At 73.2% G+C, this 19,498-nt stretch carries 14 protein-coding genes; 2 read left to right on the top strand and 12 right to left on the bottom strand.

From position 1 onward, the window contains the following. Positions 1–54: 54 nt before the first annotated feature. On the top strand, positions 55–450 hold the full coding sequence (locus IE316_RS11730; protein WP_190204159.1) for a hypothetical protein: 396 nt from the start codon (positions 55–57) through the stop codon (positions 448–450). Between the two features lie 659 nt (positions 451–1,109). Here the strand turns inward: IE316_RS11730 and IE316_RS11725 are convergent. Next, entirely contained in the window at positions 1,110–1,718 is a 609-nt protein-coding gene (locus tag IE316_RS11725; protein ID WP_229910340.1) for a hypothetical protein, read from the bottom strand. Between the two features lie 360 nt (positions 1,719–2,078). Here IE316_RS11725 and IE316_RS11720 point away from each other — a divergent pair, with 360 nt between their 5' ends. Next, a complete protein-coding gene (locus IE316_RS11720; RefSeq protein WP_190204158.1) occupies positions 2,079–3,128 on the top strand; it encodes an LLM class flavin-dependent oxidoreductase in 1,050 nt (349 codons plus the stop codon). Between the two features lie 287 nt (positions 3,129–3,415). Here the strand turns inward: IE316_RS11720 and IE316_RS11715 are convergent, their stop codons facing one another. The 11 genes from IE316_RS11715 to IE316_RS11665 form a co-directional block, all read right to left on the bottom strand. After that, on the bottom strand, positions 3,416–6,619 hold the full coding sequence (locus IE316_RS11715; protein WP_190204157.1) for a M20/M25/M40 family metallo-hydrolase: 3,204 nt from the start codon (positions 6,617–6,619) through the stop codon (positions 3,416–3,418). Between the two features lie 238 nt (positions 6,620–6,857). Next, positions 6,858–8,264, bottom strand: a complete 1,407-nt coding sequence (locus IE316_RS11710) for a helix-turn-helix domain-containing protein (RefSeq protein ID WP_190204156.1) — start codon at positions 8,262–8,264, stop codon at positions 6,858–6,860. 147 nt (positions 8,265–8,411) lie between these two features. Next, entirely contained in the window at positions 8,412–8,594 is a 183-nt protein-coding gene (locus IE316_RS11705) for a hypothetical protein (RefSeq protein WP_190204155.1), read from the bottom strand. Between the two features lie 273 nt (positions 8,595–8,867). Further along, positions 8,868–10,214 (bottom strand): diaminopimelate decarboxylase, encoded by a 1,347-nt coding sequence (gene lysA / locus IE316_RS11700; protein WP_190204154.1) that lies wholly within the window; start codon positions 10,212–10,214, stop codon positions 8,868–8,870. 2 nt (positions 10,215–10,216) lie between these two features. Next, positions 10,217–11,491 (bottom strand): ATP-grasp domain-containing protein, encoded by a 1,275-nt coding sequence (locus IE316_RS11695; protein ID WP_190204153.1) that lies wholly within the window; start codon positions 11,489–11,491, stop codon positions 10,217–10,219. A gap of 60 nt (positions 11,492–11,551) precedes the next feature. Next, positions 11,552–13,072, bottom strand: coding sequence for a class I tRNA ligase family protein (locus tag IE316_RS11690; protein WP_190204152.1), 1,521 nt, complete (start codon positions 13,070–13,072; stop codon positions 11,552–11,554). Next, a complete protein-coding gene (locus IE316_RS11685) occupies positions 13,069–13,455 on the bottom strand; it encodes a cupin domain-containing protein (RefSeq protein ID WP_190204151.1) in 387 nt (128 codons plus the stop codon). The genes IE316_RS11690 and IE316_RS11685 overlap by 4 nt, the downstream gene beginning before the upstream one ends. Continuing rightward, positions 13,452–14,813 carry a lysine N(6)-hydroxylase/L-ornithine N(5)-oxygenase family protein gene (locus tag IE316_RS11680; protein WP_190204150.1) on the bottom strand — a complete coding sequence of 454 codons (1,362 nt, stop codon included), beginning with the start codon at positions 14,811–14,813 and terminating at the stop codon, positions 13,452–13,454. Before IE316_RS11680 ends, IE316_RS11685 begins: the two co-directional genes overlap by 4 nt. A gap of 19 nt (positions 14,814–14,832) precedes the next feature. After that, a complete protein-coding gene (locus IE316_RS11675; protein ID WP_190204149.1) occupies positions 14,833–15,240 on the bottom strand; it encodes a cupin domain-containing protein in 408 nt (135 codons plus the stop codon). Next, positions 15,237–18,338, bottom strand: a complete 3,102-nt coding sequence (locus tag IE316_RS11670; protein ID WP_190204148.1) for an amino acid adenylation domain-containing protein — start codon at positions 18,336–18,338, stop codon at positions 15,237–15,239. The genes IE316_RS11675 and IE316_RS11670 overlap by 4 nt, the downstream gene beginning before the upstream one ends. Further along, on the bottom strand, positions 18,248–19,441 hold the full coding sequence (locus IE316_RS11665; protein ID WP_190204147.1) for a condensation domain-containing protein: 1,194 nt from the start codon (positions 19,439–19,441) through the stop codon (positions 18,248–18,250). The genes IE316_RS11670 and IE316_RS11665 overlap by 91 nt, the downstream gene beginning before the upstream one ends. Positions 19,442–19,498 lie beyond the last annotated feature (57 nt).

Genomic DNA, 19,498 nt, shown 5'->3' with positions numbered 1-19,498 from the left:
CCGTGAGGACCTGACCTTACGTAGGGGTCAGTCGCTGTGAAGGGATGAGGCCCAGTGTTCTTCGAAAACCGTATGCGCGTCCTTGGCGCGGGGATCCTCGCAGTCGGTGCGTTCGCGATCGGTGTCCCGGGGGTGGCGGCCGCGCAGTCGCAGAGCCTGACGGGGGCCGCCCGCGACGAGCTCCGTCTCGCGCCCGGCACGACGGATGTCGTCATCGCGGCTCCGTCCGGCTGCACGGCCAGGAAGTATACGAACGGGCTCGGTGAGGCCACCTGCACGAGCGGGAACGGCCAGTTCCGGGTCACGATCACCTGCAAACGGTCCACCGGGAGCATCTACACCGCACAAGGACCCTGGAAGACGCCGGGCCCGAACGCCAGAAGCGCGCGATGGTGCGGCGCCTCCAGCGACACCATCACGTATGCGGGGGTGCAGAAAACCAACGGGTGAACGGTGGCTGCCTGCGGAGGTCCTGCGCAGAGACTGAGCCTCCCGGCAGCGGAAGCGCACCACACGACCCCGTCTGACCAGTGCGAACACCAAGACCCCGGTCGCTGAGTTCTGCCCTCGGCCGGGGTCCCGGCGTTCTCCGGGAGGGGCGCGCCGCTCGATCGCTGATGGACGCAGCGACTTCGCGATGCGAACCGCTCACGAAGCGCAGACGACCTCTGACCGGTTCGCGTGGGCCTGGCGGCTTGACGTGACGGCAGGGCGTGGCGATCTGCCAAGTGCCCGTAGCGCCGGGCCGTTCGGCCGGTGCGTGCGGGAGAAGTCGGTCCACGTCCGTCTGCCCGTCGAGCCGGTCGACACCGTGTACGCCGCGTGTCGGCACACAGCCAAGGACGCCATAACCCTGCGCAAGGAGTGGAAGCACGGGTTCGGTCCGTCGTTCTCCACCACGTTCCTCGCGGCGGAGTGGGCTGCGGCTCCGCTTCCGTCGCGGCGCTCAGGGCGATGACCGCCGCGCCACCGGCGCAGAGCAGCCCCGCCATCGCGGCCAGCCCTGTACGGTGGCTCACCGGTCGCCGGTGAAGTGGTCGAGGACTTCATCGCTGCAGTCGTCCGCGCCGGCCCGGGTTCGGCTGAAGGCCAGTTCGATGGCCGGTCGGTCAGGGGCGGGCGGCGTCGAAAAGGGGGTCGAGCGGATCGCCCTCGTGCCCGACGACGAGGCAAGCCGCTGCCATCGGTCCCCGGGACCGCTCCACGAGCCGGGCCAGGACCGTCGCTTCGGATGGCAGCTCATCCAGGTCGATACCGAGCGCCCGGGCCGCATGCTCCCGTCGCCGATCGAAGTCAGGCAGGTCCTCCCGGTACTCGTCGGCGACCGCCCGGAGTTCTTCGGGCGTCCGGCCCGGAGCGTCTCGCCACCACGGCGCCACGAGACACAGGCGCACCAACTCCGGCAGTCCGAGCGCGAGCAGGCCGGCCTCGCCGTCGAGGCTCACATACACCACGGGGCGTTCCTCACCGCCCTCGCCGACGAAGCAGTACGCGTCCCCCGACCCGGCTCGCGCGAACTGCTCCAGCCGGGCCCCGGAGGCGAGCCGGACCCCCTCTTCCAACTCGTGAGAGTCCGGGTCCGTCGCGTCGAGATCCGCGACGCCGGCAAAAAACGCCACGGCCCTCTCATCGGTCCCCAGAAGTGACAGCAAGGCACCCGGCGCGCCGGGCCGCCAAGCGGGCGCATCGGAGTCGGCCGGTGCCTTCGATCCGTTCACCCGGTCATCGTATCCCCGGCCTGACAGCGGTGAGTTGGTGGTACGGACGGGAGCCGAGCTGGGGCATCTCGGCTGTGGGCGGCGACGGCGATCACGGCAGTGGTGGGCTCGGCTCGGGATGCCGTCCTGTGGCGGTGACTTCTGGAAGGGGGCGCGTAGGAGTTCGTCAACACCCTGCCAGGCCGCCGGGGCGACCGCACGCTCCACGGGAAGACGCTGTGTTCCCCCGCCCGGCCGCGGGGGGACGTGCCGACACACGTGTTCCTCTGGACAGGTGGCGCCGTTCCTCCACATCCTCGGGGGAAGACAGGCGCGGGACCCACCCGTACCGCCGATCGCTCCCTGGGAAGGCAGGCGTCCGTGAAGTTCAGCTATGCCATGCTCCCCGACTACCCGCTCGCCGAGTCGCTCGAATCGATCCGCCTCGCCGACGAACTGGGCTTCCACGCCTGCTACGCCGCCGACGAGACCTGGCACAAGGACTTGTGGCTCCTCTTCGCCGCCGCCGCGGGCCGCACCAGCCGGATCCGCCTGGGGCCGAGCGTGTCCCCGGTGACGCTGCGCGAGCCGACGCTGATCGCGCAGGCCCTCGCCACCTTGGACGAGCTGTCCGGCGGACGCGCCGAAGGGGTCCTGTCGAGCGGGAACTTCGGGCTGCTGGCGCAGTACCGGATCGACTGGGCCCGCACCCGGCCGCTGTCCCGGGTCAAAGAGGCCCTGCACGTGGTGCGCACCCTGCTGGACGAGGGGAGCATCACCTTCGACGGCGAGTTCTACGCCTACGACGGGCTGTTCACCTTCGCCCGTCCCGTGCAGGAGCGGGTGCCGCTGAAGCTGGGCGCGATGCGCGGGCCGAAGTCCTTCGAGGCGGCCGGGGAACTCTCCGACGGCTGCCACCACGCCCTCAGCTACACCCGCGAGGCATACGAGTACGCGGTCCGCCACATCCGGGCCGGCGCCGAACGCGCGGGCAGGGACTGGAAGTCGCTCGACATCGGCGCCTGGGTCGTCTTCGCCACCGGCCCCGATTCCGCGGCGGCCAAGGACGCGGCGCGCAGCATGGTCGGCATCTACGCCTCCTCCATGCCCGAGGAACAACTGCTCCGCAACGGGGTGGAGCCGGGCGAGCTCAAGCCGGTCATCGAGGCCATCGCCAGCGGTGATCTCGCCCGCGGCATCGAGCTGACGTCACCGGAGGTCGCCGAACGCCTTTCGGTGGCGGGCACGCCGGAGGAGTGTCTGGACAAGATCCGGCGCGAGATCGCCCCCGCCGGGGTGAACCACGTGATCTGCGCGCTCACCGACCGCACACTCGTGAAGGCGTTCACCGGCCGCGACCTTCCCGATGTGGCCGACGTGGACACCCAGCTCCGTATGATCCACGAGCGGATCATGCCCGCGTTCGCTTGACCGGGGCGTCCTGACCGGGGCGTTCCTGACCGGGGTTTCCTGCCGCGGCTTCCTCAGCGGTCCTCCTGCCGGGTCTCCCGACCGGGCTGCCGGCCGGGTCGTCGCCCAAGGGTTCGCCTGCCGGCTGCGGCCCGCTCACGTGGTCCTCGGCGCCCGTCCTCCCGAAGCGACACCGTCGGCTCCGGCCCGGGCCGCGCATGACGCAGCCCCGGCCGGTCCCGTCCCACGGGGACCGGCCGGGGCCGGTGTGCGCGCTCGTGCGTGTGCGTCCTGCCGTGTGGCGACGGTCAGACGCGCTGCCACAGGGCGGGGACGTTCGGCGGCTCCCAGCCCGGGTGGGCGGTGTGGCCCTGCAGGCACCGGTAGCTGACGCCGTCGTAGGTCACGACGTCACCGGCCGCATAGGTGGCGCCCACCTGCCAGGTGGTGTCGCCGCCGTTGCCGCCGGGCACGGTGAGGGTGTAGGTGGTGGTGTGGCTGGTCTCACCCGTTCCCGTGATGGTGAGGGTGTACGTGCCGCCCGGTGTGCCCGCGGCCACCCGCACGGTGGCCGTCGAGGACTGGCCGGAGGTCACCGAGGAAGGGCTGAACGACACGCTCACCCCCTCCGGAGCGCGGGACGCCGACAAGCTGATGTTCTGGGCGTTTCCGCTGGTGGTGGCGGTGGACACGGTCACCGTGGCGGACGAGCCGGGCGAGACCGTGCCGGCGGCGGGGTTGGCGGAGATCGAGAAGTCGTCGGCCGGTGCGGGTGCGTCACCGACGGCGGTCTTCCAGATGGCGTACGCGATCCCGTCCGCGCTGCGGTTCAGCGCCGTGGCGTTGATGTTGCTGGTGGTGTCGCAGGCGGAGTGGTAGCAGGGGTCGTAGGCGCGGCCCGCGGTGCCGCCCCACTTGGCCGCCTCGGCGGCGGACTTCACGGCCGAGGCGCCGGTGGCGTAGCCGGAGGTGGGGATGCCCACCTGCTGGAAGGAGTAGTCGTCGGAGCGGCCCTGGCCCTCGACGTTCTCCTGCGGGGCCAGCCCCAGGGAGTCCCAGTACGCCTTCAGCGGTCCCGAGGCGGCCGAGTTCAGGTTGTTGACGAAGTAACCCGCGTTGGTCGAGGCGACCATGTCGAAGTTGTAGTACGCCTTGATCCGGGCGCGCTCGGTCGTGGAGAGCGAACGGGCGTAGAAGTCGGAGCCGTTCAGGCCCTGCTCCTCGTCGGTCCACCAGGCGAAGCGGACCCGGTTCTTCAGGGTGGGGTTGGACTGCGCCAGAGTCAGCGCGGACTCCAGGAGCGCGGCGGAACCGGAGCCGTTGTCGTTGATGCCGGGCCCGGCGGACACGCCGTCGAGGTGTGCGCCGAACATGTAGACGTTGTCGGCGTCGCCCCGCGGCCACTCGGCGATCAGGTTGTTGCCCGCTCCCGCGGTGCAGCCGGAGGTGCAGCTCTGTTCGGTGACCGTATAGCCCGCCGTCTGGAGCCGGCCCTTGACGTAGGCGAGCGAGGCCCGGTAGCCGGCCGAGGTGGAGCGGCGGTTGCCGCCGTTCTGCGAGGCGATGGTGTTCAACTGGGTGAGGTGTGCCTGCACCTTGGCCACGTCGACGTCCGGTGGGGTGGACGGAGTGCCGCCGCCGCCCACCCTCAGCGTGTACTGGGCGGTGTGGGTCCTGGTACCGGCGGTGCCCGTGACCGTGATCTGGTAGGTCCCGGCGGTTGTGGCCGACGAGGTGGAGACCGTCATCGTGGAGCTGCTGCCGGAGGTGACCGTCGCCGGGCTGAAGGAGATGTTCACCCCGGCCGGCGCGCCGGAGGCGGTCAGCGAGACCTGCTGGGCGCTGCCGGAGACGGTGCTGGTGCTGACGGTGGCGCGCGCCGAGGAGCCCGCGTCGACGTCACCCGAGGTGGGGCTGAGCGCCAGCGAGAAGTCGGCCTGCTCCCCGGTGCAGGCCGGGTCGCCGGTCTGCGCGGGCACGCTGATCGCGTCCCAGGCGGCCTTGGTGGAGTTGAACAGGGCGCAACTGGCGTCGAGGTTCTTCGCCGTGGTGAGGGTGGCGGTGCGGTAGCGCTTGTACGTCATGCCGCTGGTCTTGAGCAGCATGGCGCCGTAGAAGACCTTGCCCGCGTTCTGGATGCCGACGCCGGTGACGGTGGAGTTGTTGCAGGTGGGGCTGGAGGGCTTGCCGCCGCCGGGGTTGGAGCCCTCGGCCAGCAGGTAGAACCAGTGGTTGAGCGGGCCGGCCGCGGCGTGCTCCTCGGTCTGGGGGATCGACGAGGAGTAGCAGTTGGGGTTGTTGCCGACCTGGCTGGGGTTGTACATGTTGCGGATCGGGCCGCGGCCCTGGAGGTTGATCACCTCGCCGACGGTGTAGTCAGGGGTGTCGTACGGCGCCGGCTCGTTGGCGTACGCCTCGGTCAGGGCGCCCATGATGTCGCCGGTCGCCTCGCCCAGCCCGCTCTCGTGGTTGGCGCCGCCCGGAGTGAAGGAGTCCAGGCCGTGGCCGAACTCGTGGCCCACCACGTCGAGCCCGGCGATCCACTCGTTGGCGCTGTTGCGGCCGATGGTGACGGTGGAGCCGTCCCAGTACGCGTTCAGCTCGTTGAGGCCGACGCGGACCGGCCAACTGCCGCCGTTGCCGTCGTGCCCGTTGCGGCCGAGCCAGTTCTTGAGCATGTCCCATTCCTTCTGCGCGGCGAACATCGCGTCCACGCAGCCGGTTTCCTTGCTCGTGGGGTTGCCGGTGCCCCAGGTGTCGGTCGCCTTGGTGAACAGGCCGCCGCTGTAGTCCGAACACTGCAGTCCGGGCCGGGTGGTGTCGCGCAGCACGTAGGAGGAGCCCGACCGGGAGGTGTCGATGGTCAGCGGGTTAGGGCCGTTCCACTTGCTGTTTCCGCTGCCCGTGCGTACGTCGTCGTAGGCGTCGACGACCTTTCCGGTGCGCGCGTCGACGAAGACGTGCAGCCGGCTGGGGGCGTTCGCGTCGGTGCGCCCGGTCAGCACGGTCTCCCAGGCGAGGGTGGCGCGGTCGCCCCGGGCCCGCACGACCAGCCGCCGGGAGTCGACCTTCTCGGTCTTCGCCAGCCTGGCCCGGCTGGTGCGGACCGCTTGCGCGGCGCTGACCCGGGCCTTGGTGGAGAGCGCGATCCTGGCCTTGGTGGCGGACTGGACCGAGCGGATCCCGCCGTCGCCGTCGGCGAGGACGACCACGTCCCCGCCCACCACCGGCAGGCCCCGGTAGGTGCGTTCGTAGGCGACGGAGTACAGGCCCTTGACCCAGGGGGTGACCTGCCGCCGGTCGTACTGCTCCTCGGGGCCCTTGGCCAGCGTGTCGAGGCCGCTGCGTGCCGCCTGGTCGGCGGCCGCGACGGCTCTGGCGACCGGGGTCGGTCTCGGCTTGCCCGCCGGGGGCGCGGCGTGGGGCGCGGCCGAGGCGAAGGCGGCCGGCATCACCACCCCTCCCAGCGTCAGGGCCAGGGATATCCCGGCCACCGCCAGCTTTCTCAGCATCGTTGCTCCTTGTGAGAGGTCGTGGGGCTCACCCGCCCCCCTATTGGCATGCTCATGCCAATCAAAGGGCCGGTGTCCGCGGTACGTCGGTGTCTCCGACCGTGCCGCGCCGGGGTGGCGTGCCACGCCACCGGGCTGGCCGAACCCTCACACCGCCCCGCGTCCGGGTCAACGGGCCGCGGTCCCGCCGTCCCGTCCTGGCAAAAACCGGCACAGGCGCGGGGGCGGCGGGACGCGCTCAGATCCCCGGAACGGGCAGCCGCTCGCGGTATTCCCTGACCTCCGGTACGTCACCCCAGCGGGCGAGCAGTCTGCCGTGCAGTCCGCGCAACTCGGCGTTGGTCACCAACTCGCTCGAGGACACCGCCTCGTCGAGCACCGGGGCCGCCAGGGCGACCGCCGCGCCGGGGTCACCCGCGCACGCCCAGCAGTCGGCCAGACGCAGGGTGAGCAGCACCCGGGTCTCCCGCATCAGCGGCGGCAACTGGGCACGCGACCGCGCGGTGGCGTCGACGGCACGCCGCGCCGTCACCCGGTCGCCGGTCACGGCGGCGAGGTCGCGCAGCGCCCCGCCGATCGCCGACTCCACCCTCATCTCGCCCTCGGCGCCGGACAGCCAGGGCGCCTCCAGACGGTCCTGCCGGCCGAGGCGGGCGAATCCGCGCCGCGCCAGGGAGATGTGCCGTCGGCACTCGGCGGCGTCGTGGCCGAGCGCGTGCCCGCGGGCCCGGTACAGGTGGGAGAGGGTGACCACCCACCGCCGCCCGGGGTCCACCGCGCCGATGGCCTCGGCGTACGCGAGCGCCGATCCGGCGTCCCGGTCGAGCCGGACCAGGGTGCACACGTCACTGAGCAGGGTCGCCCGGCCCAGGACGTCGTGCACCGCGTCCGCCCAGCTCAGGCCGTGGCCGAACCAGGCCATGCCGATGCTGCTCTGCCCGCGCTGCATCCGCAGCCGCCCGGCGACCTGGGCGTACTGCGCGGCCAGCCGGAGCTGCCCGTACGGCAGCCGGCCGGTGGAGTTCACCGCCCCCGCCCACCGCACCAGTGCCCGTAACAGCCGCTCCACCGTGGTCAGGCCGTCGGACGCGCCCCGGTGCAGCGCGCCGCGGATCAGACAGGCCAGGACAGCGGTGAGCGTGTGCAGCAGCTCCGGCTCGCTGCACGGGAGGCCGTCGGACCCGCCCTGCGACGCGGTCAGCCCGTCCAGCAGGTGCGGTGCCCCCGCGAGGTCGGGCACCGCACAGCCCACCGTGCCGTGCAGCGGGCACGCCAGTCCCTCGGCGGGCAGCTCCGACGGCCACAGCACGGGATCCAGCCCGTACTGGCCGGCGGGGGCTTCCCCGCCGCCCGGCACCGGGGCGAACAGCCGGGGGTCCGCCGGCGGCCGCTGCGGGCGGTACGGCGTCCCGCCCGGAGCGGCGACGACCGCGGCCAGCTCGCCGCCGGTCCCCAGGACGGAGTCGAGCCGGCCCGCCAGCCCGGCCGGCGGTTCGCGCAGCCCCGCCTCGAGCCTGCTGATGAGACTGTGGTGGTACCCCACCTTCAGTCCGAGCTGCGACTGGGTCAGTCCGGCCTGTCTGCGCCAGGCCCGCAGCCGCCGCCCGAACTCCGCCCAGGACTCCACCGGCTGTGCCGTCTCCACGGACCTGCCCCTCCTGACGAAGGCCCCGCCGCCGACAGCGTGACGCCGGGTGCTCCATGTCTGCGCGCGTCCGTCCGGGCCGGGCGGGCCGGCCCGCGCGCCCCGGGTGTGGCGGGCCGCGTCCCGGGGAGCGCCGCGCGTCCGCTCTCAGGCCGGGCGGACACGCGGGTCGGCCCGGACTCCCCACTGGCCGGCGCCGGGCTGGTCACCGGTCACGCCCCACTTGGTACGCCGGGCGTGGCCGCCGCGGAAGACGGCGTCGCCGCTGTCGGTGTCCTTGCCGTCGCTCGTACCGCCGACGACGACAGCTACTCGTCTTTTCGCGCTCATGCCATGCCACGTCCTTCGCCGTACATCGAAACCGCCGCCGCGGGCTCGGGGGTCGGGAAGCGTTGGTCCGGACCTGTCTTGCTAGGTCTAGACCATAGCCGCGGGGGAAAGGCGCCCACAACCGGCTGCGGGCGTCGGCCCGTCGACGGCACCGGGGAGAAGGTCTGCACCGCCCTGCTCGCCCGGGCCGACCCCGAAGGCGACCTCGACCGGGTCGTCGCGGTCCACTCCCCCGTCGTCCGAGGTCACCAGCACGCCGCCGGGGCGCCTGCGTCAGCCCCGTTCCGGAGTGAAGGCCGCGCGAGAGCCGGGCTGGGCGTCGAGTTCCGGGGCCAGCAGTTCGGCGACCGTCTGGCGGCGGCGGATCAGGCGGGTCTCGGCGCCGTCGACCAGGACCTCGGGGATCAGCGGTCGGGAGTTGTAGTTCGACGACATGCTCGCCCCGTAGGCGCCGGTGTCGTGGAAGACCACCAGGTCGCCGATCTCGGTGCGGGGCAGTGGAACCGGCTCCACGTCGCCGCCCTCGACCTGGGTGAAGACGTCCCCCGACTCGCACAAGGGGCCGGCCAGGACCGTGTCGCGGGCGTCCGCGTCGCGGAAGGCGCCGTCGGCGCCGAGGACCGAGACCCGGTGGTTGCTGCCGTACATCGCGGGCCGCATCAGGTCGTTGAAGCCCGCGTCGACCAGGACGAAGTAGTTGCTGCCCATGGGCTTCTGGGCCCGGACCTCGGCGGCCAGGACCCCGGATCCGGCCACCAGGAAGCGTCCGGGTTCGATCTCCAGCCGGACCGGGTGGCCCAGATGGGAGACCAGTTCCCGGCGGACGGCGTCCCAGAGGTCGAAGTAGCGGTCGGTGTCGATCTCCCGGTCGCCCGGCGCGTACGGTACCGAGAGGCCGCCGCCCGCCGAGATGGCCCGGATGTCGCGGTCGGCCAGCCTGGCCTGCTTGAGCATGGTCTCGCAGACCGACTCCAGGTGGCCGTAGTCCACCCCGGAGCCGATGTGCATATGCAGACCGACCAGGTCGAGCCCGTACCGGTCGACCAGCGCGAGGCTCTCCTGGAGGTGCTCGTGCCAGATGCCGTGCTTGCTGTGCTCGCCGCCGGTGTTGGTCTTGCGGCTGTGTCCGTGGCCGAAACCGGGGTTGATCCGGATCCAGACCGGGTGCCCGGGGGCGGCCCGGCCGATCTGGTCGAGCATCTGGGGGGAACCCGCGTTGACGGGGATGCCCAGCTCGACGACCCGGCGCAGCGTGGAGCGGTTCAGCAGGTCGGCGGTGAAGACGATCGGTTCGTCGGCTCCGCCGACCTGATATCCGGCCGCGAGCGCCCGCTCGATCTCGCCCTCCGACACGGCGTCGACGTGGACGCCCTCCTCGCGCATCAGACGCAGGATGTGCAGGTTCGAGCATGCCTTCTGGGCGTAGCGGATGACGTCGAAGCGGCGCAGCCGGTCGATCTGCCCGCGGATCGTCCCGGCGTCGTACGCCCACAGCGGGGTGCCGTACTCGGCGGCCGCGGCCGCCAGCCGGGGGCCGTCCAGCGCGCCCGGCAGGCCGGGCGGTCCCCCGGCGTCGGACGGGGCCGGTGCCGTGGCGGAGGGGGAGGATGGGGAGGTCATGGTCAGTCCTTCTCACCGATCATCAGGGCAATACCGAGATCTTCTTCCAACCGGCGCAGGATCCGCTCGGCCGTCCGCACCACGGACGGATGGTCCGGGCCGCGCAGCATGAAGCGGGCCACGATCTGGCCCGCGGCGACCGTCCGGCCCGGCCCGGTGCCGTAGCTGTCGAAGCCGACGACCTCCAGGACGCCCGGCTGGTCGGCGATCCACTCCAGCGAGGCACCGGGGGCCAGGGTGCCGCCGTCGCGGGCCATCACCTTGCGCCCGCCGACGCAGCCCTCGAGCGGGCCGGGCAGGCTCACCTCGGCACCGGGCTCCAGGATGCTCAGCAGTGCGGAGAAGATGTCCGTGCCGGTGGCGTGCCGGTAGATGGTGGGCAGGGCACCGCCCATCACACGGGGGTTGACCTCGACCAGGACCGGCCCGCGCGCGGTCACCATGATCTCCAGATGGAACACGCCCAGGTCCAGACCGATCGCCCGGCACACGTCGACGGCGTACGCGACACAGGCGTCGTGCTGCTGCGCGGAGAGCGCCGCGGGGATGTAGGAGCCCAGTTCCACCACCTCGTCCTCGGCCCAGCGGAACCTGCCCGACACCGCGAAGGGGAAGAACTCCCCGTCCCGGACGCCCAGTTCCACCGAGACCAGGGTGCCGACCAGGTACTCCTCGACGAGGACGCCGCGGGTGAACTGCTCATGCCACTGCACCGGCACCGCGTCCAGTCCGGTCAGCACCCCACGGCATCCGGCGGCGGCCTCGTCGGCGTTCGCGGCCACGTAGGAGAGCAGGCTGTCCGCGCCCGACGGCGGCTTGAGGATCACCGGGTAGCCGATCTCCTCGGCCGCGGCCAGGACCGCCTCCTCGGTCTCGGCGAGGGCGTGGCGCGCGGAGGCGAGCCCGGCCTTCTCCAGGACGGCCCGGCACCGGTCCTTGCGGCGGGCGGTGAGGACGCCGTCGGTCGCCGTGCCCCGCAGGCCCAGTTCCCGGCAGGCGACGGCGACGGCCTCGGCGCTCAGCTCCAGTTGGGCGGTGACCACGTCGATGGGGTCGACCGCGTGCCGGGCGGCCAGCGCCCGGGTGACGGTCTCGGCGTCGGTGGTGACCAGGCCGTCGACCAGGTGGTCCACGGAGCCGACGATCCGCAGGTTCTTCTCGGTGGGCGGATAGAACGGGTCGGCGGACTGGAGGTAGGTCACCCGGTGACCGGCCTCCTTGGCCAGCCGGATCGCCTCCAGCGCGGCGGGGTTGGAGTCGACGAACGCGATGTGCATGGGTTCTGCCTAGGGGTCGTGGAGGGGGGAGGTCCGGTGCGGCGCGGGCCGGTCGGAGGTTCAGAGCGGGACGGGGAGGACGTCCGTCAGTTCCGGCACGGTGCCCGGTGCCGCGGCCGTGCAGCGGGCCTCGACGGCGGCGGCGAGGCCCGGCACCAGGGGTGCGGCCTCGGTGGCCAGGGCGCGCAGGCCCGCGACGGCGAACCCGGGATCGTCCGGTGCCCGGGCGGCGAGCAGCGCGAGCAGGTTCGCGGTGGTCTCGGCGGCCTGCCGCATCGAGAAGGACTCCAGCGTGTAGGCACGCCGCATCCGGTCGCGGTAGCGGTCCAGGAGCGCCTCGGTCCCCGGCGCGGCCGCCACGGGACGCCCGGTGTGCGGGGCCAGGGCCGCGGCGATGGCCCGCAGCGGCGTGTGCAGCCGGGTGCGTACGGTGTCGAGGAAGTCCGCCTCGGTGAAGTTGGCCGGCTGGTGCTCCGGATTGCCGAGCGCGAGGTGGAAGCGCACGTTGTCCGAGCCGTACTTCCCCACCAGGTCACGGGCCCAGACGAGATGGCGCCGGCTGGTGGAGAACTTGGCTCCGTCCAGGTGGTAGAACTCGTTGGTCACGATCGCGGCCGGTTCGGTCAGGCCGCCGTGCGCGAAGGTGAGCCCGAGATGGGCGAAGGAGAAGTAGAACGTGTTGTCGTAGCCGAGGAACTGTACGAGTTCGAACCCCGAGTCCGCGGCCCACACGTCCGGGGGCGTCCCCGGGCTGCGACGGGCCCGCGCGGCCTCCGCCATGTGCCTCAGGCCCGGCAGCATCTCGGCCCAGACGTTGAAGACCTGGCCGTCGAAGCCGTCGATGCCGACCGGGATGCCCCAGTCGGCCGGGTAGCTGACCGGGAAGTCGGGCAGCGGCCGGGACAGCATCTCGTCGACGAAGCGCAGCACGTGCGGGCGCATCGTGGCGCGCCGGGTGCGGTAGAACTCCGTGAACCGCTCCCGGTACTCCTCCAGGGGCAGGACCAGGATCTCCACCTCGCGCGGCTCGGTGGCGGTGTCCGGTTCGGCGCCGGTGCTCGTGGGGAAGAGTAGCGAGTCGACGTCGTTGGGGTGTCCGCAGTTCTCGCAGATCGCGCCGCAGGTGCCGACCAGGCACTCGGGGCAGTACCCGGTGGCGAACGCCTCCAGCAGGTAGCGGCCGGTCCGCCCGCAGTACGGGAACGTCCAGGTGCGGGTCTTCAGCCTGCCCGCGCGGTGCAGGCCGGTGAAGAACTCCCGTATCCCGGCCCGGTAGGCGTCGTCGGGGCTGGTGAACGCGTCGATGTCGATGCCGGCGAGTTCCAGCGTGCCGACGATCTCGCGGTTGCACCGCGCCGCCAGTTCGGCCGGGTCGAGGCCCAGCCGCTGCGCCGTGGTGACCACGTACGTCTGGTGGTCGTCGCCGCCGGACGCGTACAGGACGGTGTGTCCCAGCATGCGCTGAGCGCGGCTGAACACGTCGGCGCCCAGGTAGGGGCCCGAGAGGTGGCCGACGTGCAGGTCGCCGTTGGTGGTGGGGGGCGTGGCGGTGACGAGGAAGCGGCGCGGGGTCCGGGTCACCGGTCCTCCCCGGCGGGCTGCTCGGGGGCGGGACCGGCGCCGAAGGGGCCGAGGGACCAGACCGACACCATCTCCAGTTCCTCGGTGTCCGAGGCGTTCTCGAAGTGGTGCCGCTGGTGGGCTCCCACCACCAGGGCGTCACCGGCGGCGATCTCCGTGCGGGCCCCGTCGACCTCGGCGTGGCCGCTGCCGCGCACGACGTAGAAGTGCTCGTGGTCCTCGTGGGAGTGCGGGGTGGTGGCCGTACCGGGCGCGACGGTACAGACGCCCATGCCGGTGTCCGAGGGTCCGCTGGACTCCCAGGGCAGGATGCGCCGGAAGGCGCAGCCGTACTCCTCCTTGACGAGGGCGTCGGCCCGCCGCTGGATACGGATGTCGCTCATACGTGGACTCCTTCGAGCCGTGGGGTGGTGAGGTGCTGGTGGCCGGCGGCCGGGGTGTCGAGGACCGCGTCGAGGATGTCTCCGGCGCGGTGGGCGAGCAGGGACAGCAGCGTGCTGGTCAGGCCGTGGGTGTGTTCGGCGGCGCCGTGCAGGAAGATACGCGGTGCGAAGGACGCGTCGGTGCGTGCCGAGTAGTCGCGGTCGACGAGCAGTTCGCCGTCCTCGTCGCGGAGCAGGTACGGGTCGACGCCGGCCAGCAGGCCCCGCGCCTCCCGGAAGTCGTAGCCGGTGGCCAGCACGACGGCGTCGTAGCGCTCGCCGCGCGTGGTGCCGGTGAGCAGGTCGCGCAGGGCGGCGGTGACCAGGCCGCCCTCCGTGCGGGCCGCGGTCAGCTCGGTGAACCGGCGCAGCTTCAGCCGCTGCCCGCCGTGCACCTCCTGGTCGTAGAGGAGTCCGGCGACGGCGGTGATGTCCTCGTCGTCGACGGCGGCGTAGTTGGTGCCCCGCAGCTCGGTCAGGATGCTCCGGCGGCGCACGGCGCCGGCGCCGTGGAACAGGTCGACGGAGGCCGGGTCGAAGATGGCGTTGGCCAAGGCGCTGCTGTTGGCGGGCATGAGCGCGAACCCGCGGTGCGCCAGGGTGACTTCGGCGGCCGGGAACTCGCCGGCCAGATACCGGAAGATCTCCGCGGCGCTCTGGCCGGCACCCACGACGAGGAAGCGGTAGGGCAGTTCACGACCGCGGTCGTGGAAGGACCGGACACCGGCCAGGAAGGCACTGCTGTGGAAGACGGTGCCGTCCTGCAGGGTGCGCGCCTCGACGCCGGGCGGGACGACCGGTGTACCGCCGGGTGCCAGGGACACATGGTCGGCGGAGACGGTGCGCCGGGTGCCGTCCGGGCCCCGATGGTCCACCTCCAGGCGGGTGACCCGCCCGTCGGGGCCGGTCACCGGGCGGATCGCCTCGGCGGTGCTGCCGTAGGTGACGTAGTGGGCGAGCCGGCCGGCCGCCCAGCGGAAGTAGTCGACGTACTCGCGCCGCGTCGGGTTGAGCGTGCCCAGGTTGAGGAAGGGTTCCAGTCTCCCCTTGGACACCAGGTAGTTGACGAAGCTGTACGGGCTGGTCGGATCCCTCGGCGTCACCAGGTCCTTGAGGAAGGCGACCTGCATGCGGGCGCCGGGCAGCAGCATGTCGGGGTGCCAGGAGAAGGCGTTCCTCGACTCCAGGAAGTGCAGGCCCGTCCCGGCGGCGGCCGGCCCGGCCGTGGCGTGCAGCGCGCTCATGGACAGGTGCGAGGGGCCGAAGCCGATACCGAGGAGCCGGTGGTGCGGGTGTCCCCCGCCCGGGGCAGTGGTCATGGTGTTCCTTTCCTCCGGGTCAGCCGGCCTGGACGGCGGGGCCGGTCCGGCCGTCCTCCACCGGCCGGTAGTGGGCGTAGAACTTCTTGGTGGGCTCCAGGACTTCCCAGGTGCCGGTGAATCCGGCGGGGACGACGATGGTGTCCCCGGGGACGAAGGTGCGGGCGTTGCCGTCGTCGTCGGAGATCACCACCCGGCCGTGGAGCATGTGGTAGAACTCGTCCTCCTCGTACACCGCGCGGAACGTGCCCGGGGTGCTCTCCCAGATGCCCGAGGTGAAGGCGCCGTCGGGGCTGGTGAAGTGCAGGGTGTTGGTGATGGCCAGTTCGCCGGAGATCCAGCGGTCCGGGCCCTTGCGCACCTGGCGCACGTTCTCCGGCTCGGACTCGCCGAGGACCACGATGTCCTTGATCGTTCTGCTGGTCATGCCGATTCCTTCGCTGTGCGGGCGTGGAAGAGTTCCGCGAGCCGCCGGGCGGCCTTCTCGCGGACCACGGAGTAGTGAGTCTCGGGCAGGGGGCGGATCCGCGCGCCGGGCGGGACGAGACCGGCCGGGTGCCGGTGCAGCGGCGTCAGGCCCCGGAAGGCGTCGGGCCGCTCCCGTTCGGCCGGTACGACCAGGAGCGGGCAGTCCCGCGGCAGGCGCCGCGGGCGGTGGTCGAGCAGCAGCCGGTACAGGGCGCGGTACTGGCCGTACAGGCCGCGCAGGGCGCCGGGCGGCTCCTGGGGCAGGTGGGCCGCGGCGAGGTGTCCGAACGGGTCCGGGTGGCCGGCGGGTACGGAGATCTCCGCGGCGCCGTCCCGCTGCCCGAGGTAGTCGGTGAAGAAGCCCGCCGCGGCGGCCCGTTCGTCCAGGTCCCCGCCCGGCGCCGCGGACACGAAGCTGTCGACCAGGGTCAGCGAGAGGGGCCGGACGAGGTCGGTGCGGCGGGCGGTCTCCGCCGCCAGGACGCCGCCCATCGACCAGCCCAGCAGGTGGACGGGGCGGCCCAGGGCCGCGGTCGCCCTCGCGTACTCCTCCGCCAGTTCGGGCAGGGTGGCGGGGAGCCGGTCCGCGGGCGGGGCCTGCAGACCGTACACGGCGTACGAGGCGGGCAGCGCGTCGATCAGGGCGCGGTAGCCGAGGAGGTGTCCGCCCACCGGGTGGACGAGGACCACCGCGGCTCCGTCGCCCGGTCGGATCGGCACGAGCAGCCCGTCGGCGCGCTGGTCGAGCAGCGCGCTCTGCTGTGCGACGGTGCTCGCCTCGAAGAGGCTGGACAGCGGCAGCCGGACGCCGAACTCCTCCTCGATCCGGCGGACCAGGCGGACCGCGGAGACCGAACTGCCGCCGCAGGCGAAGAAGTCGTCGTCGACCGAGTGGACGGCCGTCCCGCACACCTCCCGCCAGAGCCGGACGAGTGCCGACTCCCGCTCGGTGCGCGGCGCGCGCCCGGGGGCGGCGGCCGGGCCGGAGCCCCCGTCGCCCGCCGCCTGCGCCTCGGCGAGGGCGAGCAGGGCGCGGGCGTCGCGCTTGCCGTTGGCGGTCAGCGGGAGGGCGGGGACGGTGTGGAAGGCGCTGGGTACCGCGTACGAGGGCAGGGTGGTGCCCAGCCGGGTCCGCAGCGCGGCCGGACCCGGGGTCCGTGCGGCGTCCGTGCTCCCGTCGCCCGGGTCCTCGGTGACGAGGAAGGCGATCAGACGGGCGGCGGCACCGGTGCCGGTGACGACGCAGGCCGCGGCCCGGACGCCGGGCTGCTCCGCCAGCTTCTGCTCGACCTCCAGGAGGTCCACCCGGTAGCCGCGCACCTTGACCTGGCTGTCGAGGCGGCCGAGGAACTCCAGGGTGCCGTCGGGCCGGTAGCGGGCGTGGTCGCCGGTGCGGTACAGGCGCTCGCCGGTGCGGGGGTGGGTGGGGAAGCGGGCGGCGGTCAGCTCGGGCTGCCCGTAGTACCCCGTGGCCAGTCCGTCGCCGGCGATGAACAGCTCGCCGGGCACCCAGTGGGGCACGTCCGCGAAGTCCGCGTCGAGGACGTGGTAGCGCTGGTTGGCGAGGGGCAGCCCGTACGGCACGGACTTCCAGGACGGGTCGATCCGGTCCACGACGTGGTAGTTGGACCAGATGGACGCCTCGGTGGCCCCGCCCAGCGCGACCACCTCGGCCTCGGGCGCGGCCCGCCGGACCCGGTCGGGCAGGCCGAGCGGAATCCAGTCGCCGCTGAGCAGGACCAGCCGCAGCCCGCCCAGGACCTCGGCGGCGCGCTCCTCGCCGAGGTGGTCGAGGAGCATTTCGAGCAGCGCGGGAACGGTGTTCCAGACGGTGGCGCCGCTGTGCCGCACCCAGTGCGCCCACAGGTCGGGGTCGGGGCGGGGGCCGCTGGGCGGGACGACGACGGTGCCGCCGGCGTACACGCCGCCGAACAGGTCGAAGGCCGAGAGGTCGAAGTGCAGCTCGGACAGCGACAGCAGCCGGTCGTCGGGACCGACACCGAACCGCTCGACCATGTCCTGGACGGTGTTGAGCAGGCCGCCGTGCGGGATCGCGACGCCCTTGGGGGTACCGGTGGAGCCCGAGGTGAAGATGACGTACGCGAGGTCGTCGGGGGCGGGAACGGGCAGGGGCGCCGGCGCGTCCCGCCGTCCGGCGGCGTCGAGGGCGAGCACGTCGACCGGCCGTCGCAGCTCCGTGAGGAGCCGTGCCCCCTCCGCGTCGGCCAGCACCCTGCCGATGCCGTGCCGGGTGAGCAGGTCGTCGAGCCGGGCGGGCGGCCAGTCGACGCCGAGCGGCACGTAGGCGCCGCCGGCCGCGACGACCGAGAGGGCGGCGAGGTACTGGCCGGGGCTCTTGCGCGCCAGTACGCCGACCGGTTCGCCGGGGGCCGTCCCGCAGGCGTGCAGCGCCGCGGCGGTGCGGGCCACGCGGTCGGCGGCCTGCCGGTACGTGGTCTTCCCGTCCGTGCCGTGGAACGCGATGCGGTCCGGGTGGCGCGCGGCACCCTCACGCAGCCCGTCCAGGACCCCGCCGCCCGGGAAGCGGCGCGCGGTGCGGTTGGCGGCGGTGCGCGCGGCCAGCAGCGCCTCGGGCAGCGGGGGCGGGTGCGGGGCCGACCAGGACGTGGCGTCCCCGGCCAGCCGGCCCAGCAGGTCGGCGTGGGCGGTCGCCAGTTCCTCGACCAGGCCCTCGGGGAAGGCGTCGGCCACGTGGTCGAAGGTGCAGACGAGTTCCCCGTCCTCCTCGGAGACCTGGTGGTCGAGGAGGACCTGCGGGGTGTGCATGGACTTGAAGACCAGCTCCCACCCCTCGGCCGACAGGTGCGGGGGCAGCGCGTCGGACGCCGCGTCGTCGAGTCCGGAGGCGAAGACGAACGGGCTGCCCACCGTGGCACCGGGACGACCGCGGCGGGCGCGCCGGGCCAGCTCCACCCCGGAGAGCCAGGTGTGCGGCAGGTCCGCCATCAGCCGCCGCTGCAGGGCCCCGGCGCGCTCGGCGAAGGTGTCAGCCGTGCCGTCGCACTCCAGCAGCAGCGTGCTGCCGAAGTTGCCCACGCACGCGTCCGGTGCGCATCGGTGCCCGCCGGGTCCGCCGCCAGCATGGCGCGGGTGGCGACGAGGACGGTGAGGGTGAAGGAACGCCGGCCCGACCAGCGGCGCAGCACCTCGGCATAGGCGGCGCAGAGCACGGTGTTGGCCGACAGGCCCGCACCACGGGCCCGTTCGCGCAGCCTGTCCCACACCGGCGCGGGCAGCCGGTGGCGGACCCGGGCGAACCGGGCCCGCGCGGGACGGGACAGGACGGGCAGGGCCGGCGGTCCCGGCAGGGTGGGTATCCGGCGCTGCCAGTGCGCGACCGCGTTGCGGTACGCCTGGCTGTCCCGGTGGGCGGCGAGGGCCTCGGCGTACCGGGCGAAGTACCCGGGCGGTGCGGCCGGGCCGGCGAAGGCCCGGCCCGCGTAGGCGTCGGCCAGGTCCCGGCAGATCAGCCCGATCGAGCGGGCGTCCAGGACGAACAGCCGCAGGCAGAGCAGGACGAGGGTGGTGCCCCGGGCGGAGTAGACGGCGCAGCCCAGTTGGGGTCCGTCGGCCAGGCCGGGCAGCAGCGCGGCCGCCGTCCGCCGTTCCCCGGGAAAGGCCGCGCGGGCGTCGGCGGCGTCGAGGTGAGTCCAGTCGACCCGGACCGGACCCCAGTCGTCGTCGAGCGGTACGACCCGTTGGAGGCCGTCCGGGCCGACCGCCGCGCGGAGCATCTCGTGCCGGGTGAGGACCGCGCGCAGCGCGTCGCGCCAGCGTACGGGGTCGAGGTCCGGGACCTCGAAGCCGTGTGCGACGTAGGCCGCGGTGGCCAGCTCGGGGAAGTCCGACTCGCCGACCTGGTAAGCGCTCTGCAGATCGGTGGTCGGGAACGGGGACCCGGCCGGCCGGGTCCCCGCCGCCGGGACCGCGGGGCCGGGCAGACCGGAGTGGGCGGCGATGGTGTCGAGGACCGGCCGGCCGGCGGCGGTGAGGCGGTCCAGGAGTTGCCGAGGGGCGTCCGGCGGCGCGTCGACGGACAGCCTGCCGCGGCGCGAGCGCACCATGACGCCGTACTCGGCCAGTTCCCGAAGGAGCCCGGGCGTGTCCCGCTCCCCCGTGCCCCGCTGTGTGTCTTCCACCTCGCCGTACCCTTCCGGCCCGTGGCCGTCGTCGCGCCCGTGGTGGCCCCGCCCGTG

This window comes from Streptomyces fumanus (assembly GCF_014655295.1).
Classification (GTDB): Bacteria; Actinomycetota; Actinomycetes; order Streptomycetales; family Streptomycetaceae; genus Streptomyces; species Streptomyces fumanus.
The sequence above is the reverse complement of the archived record's forward strand: the minus strand, read 5'-3'. Positions and strand labels throughout refer to the sequence as shown.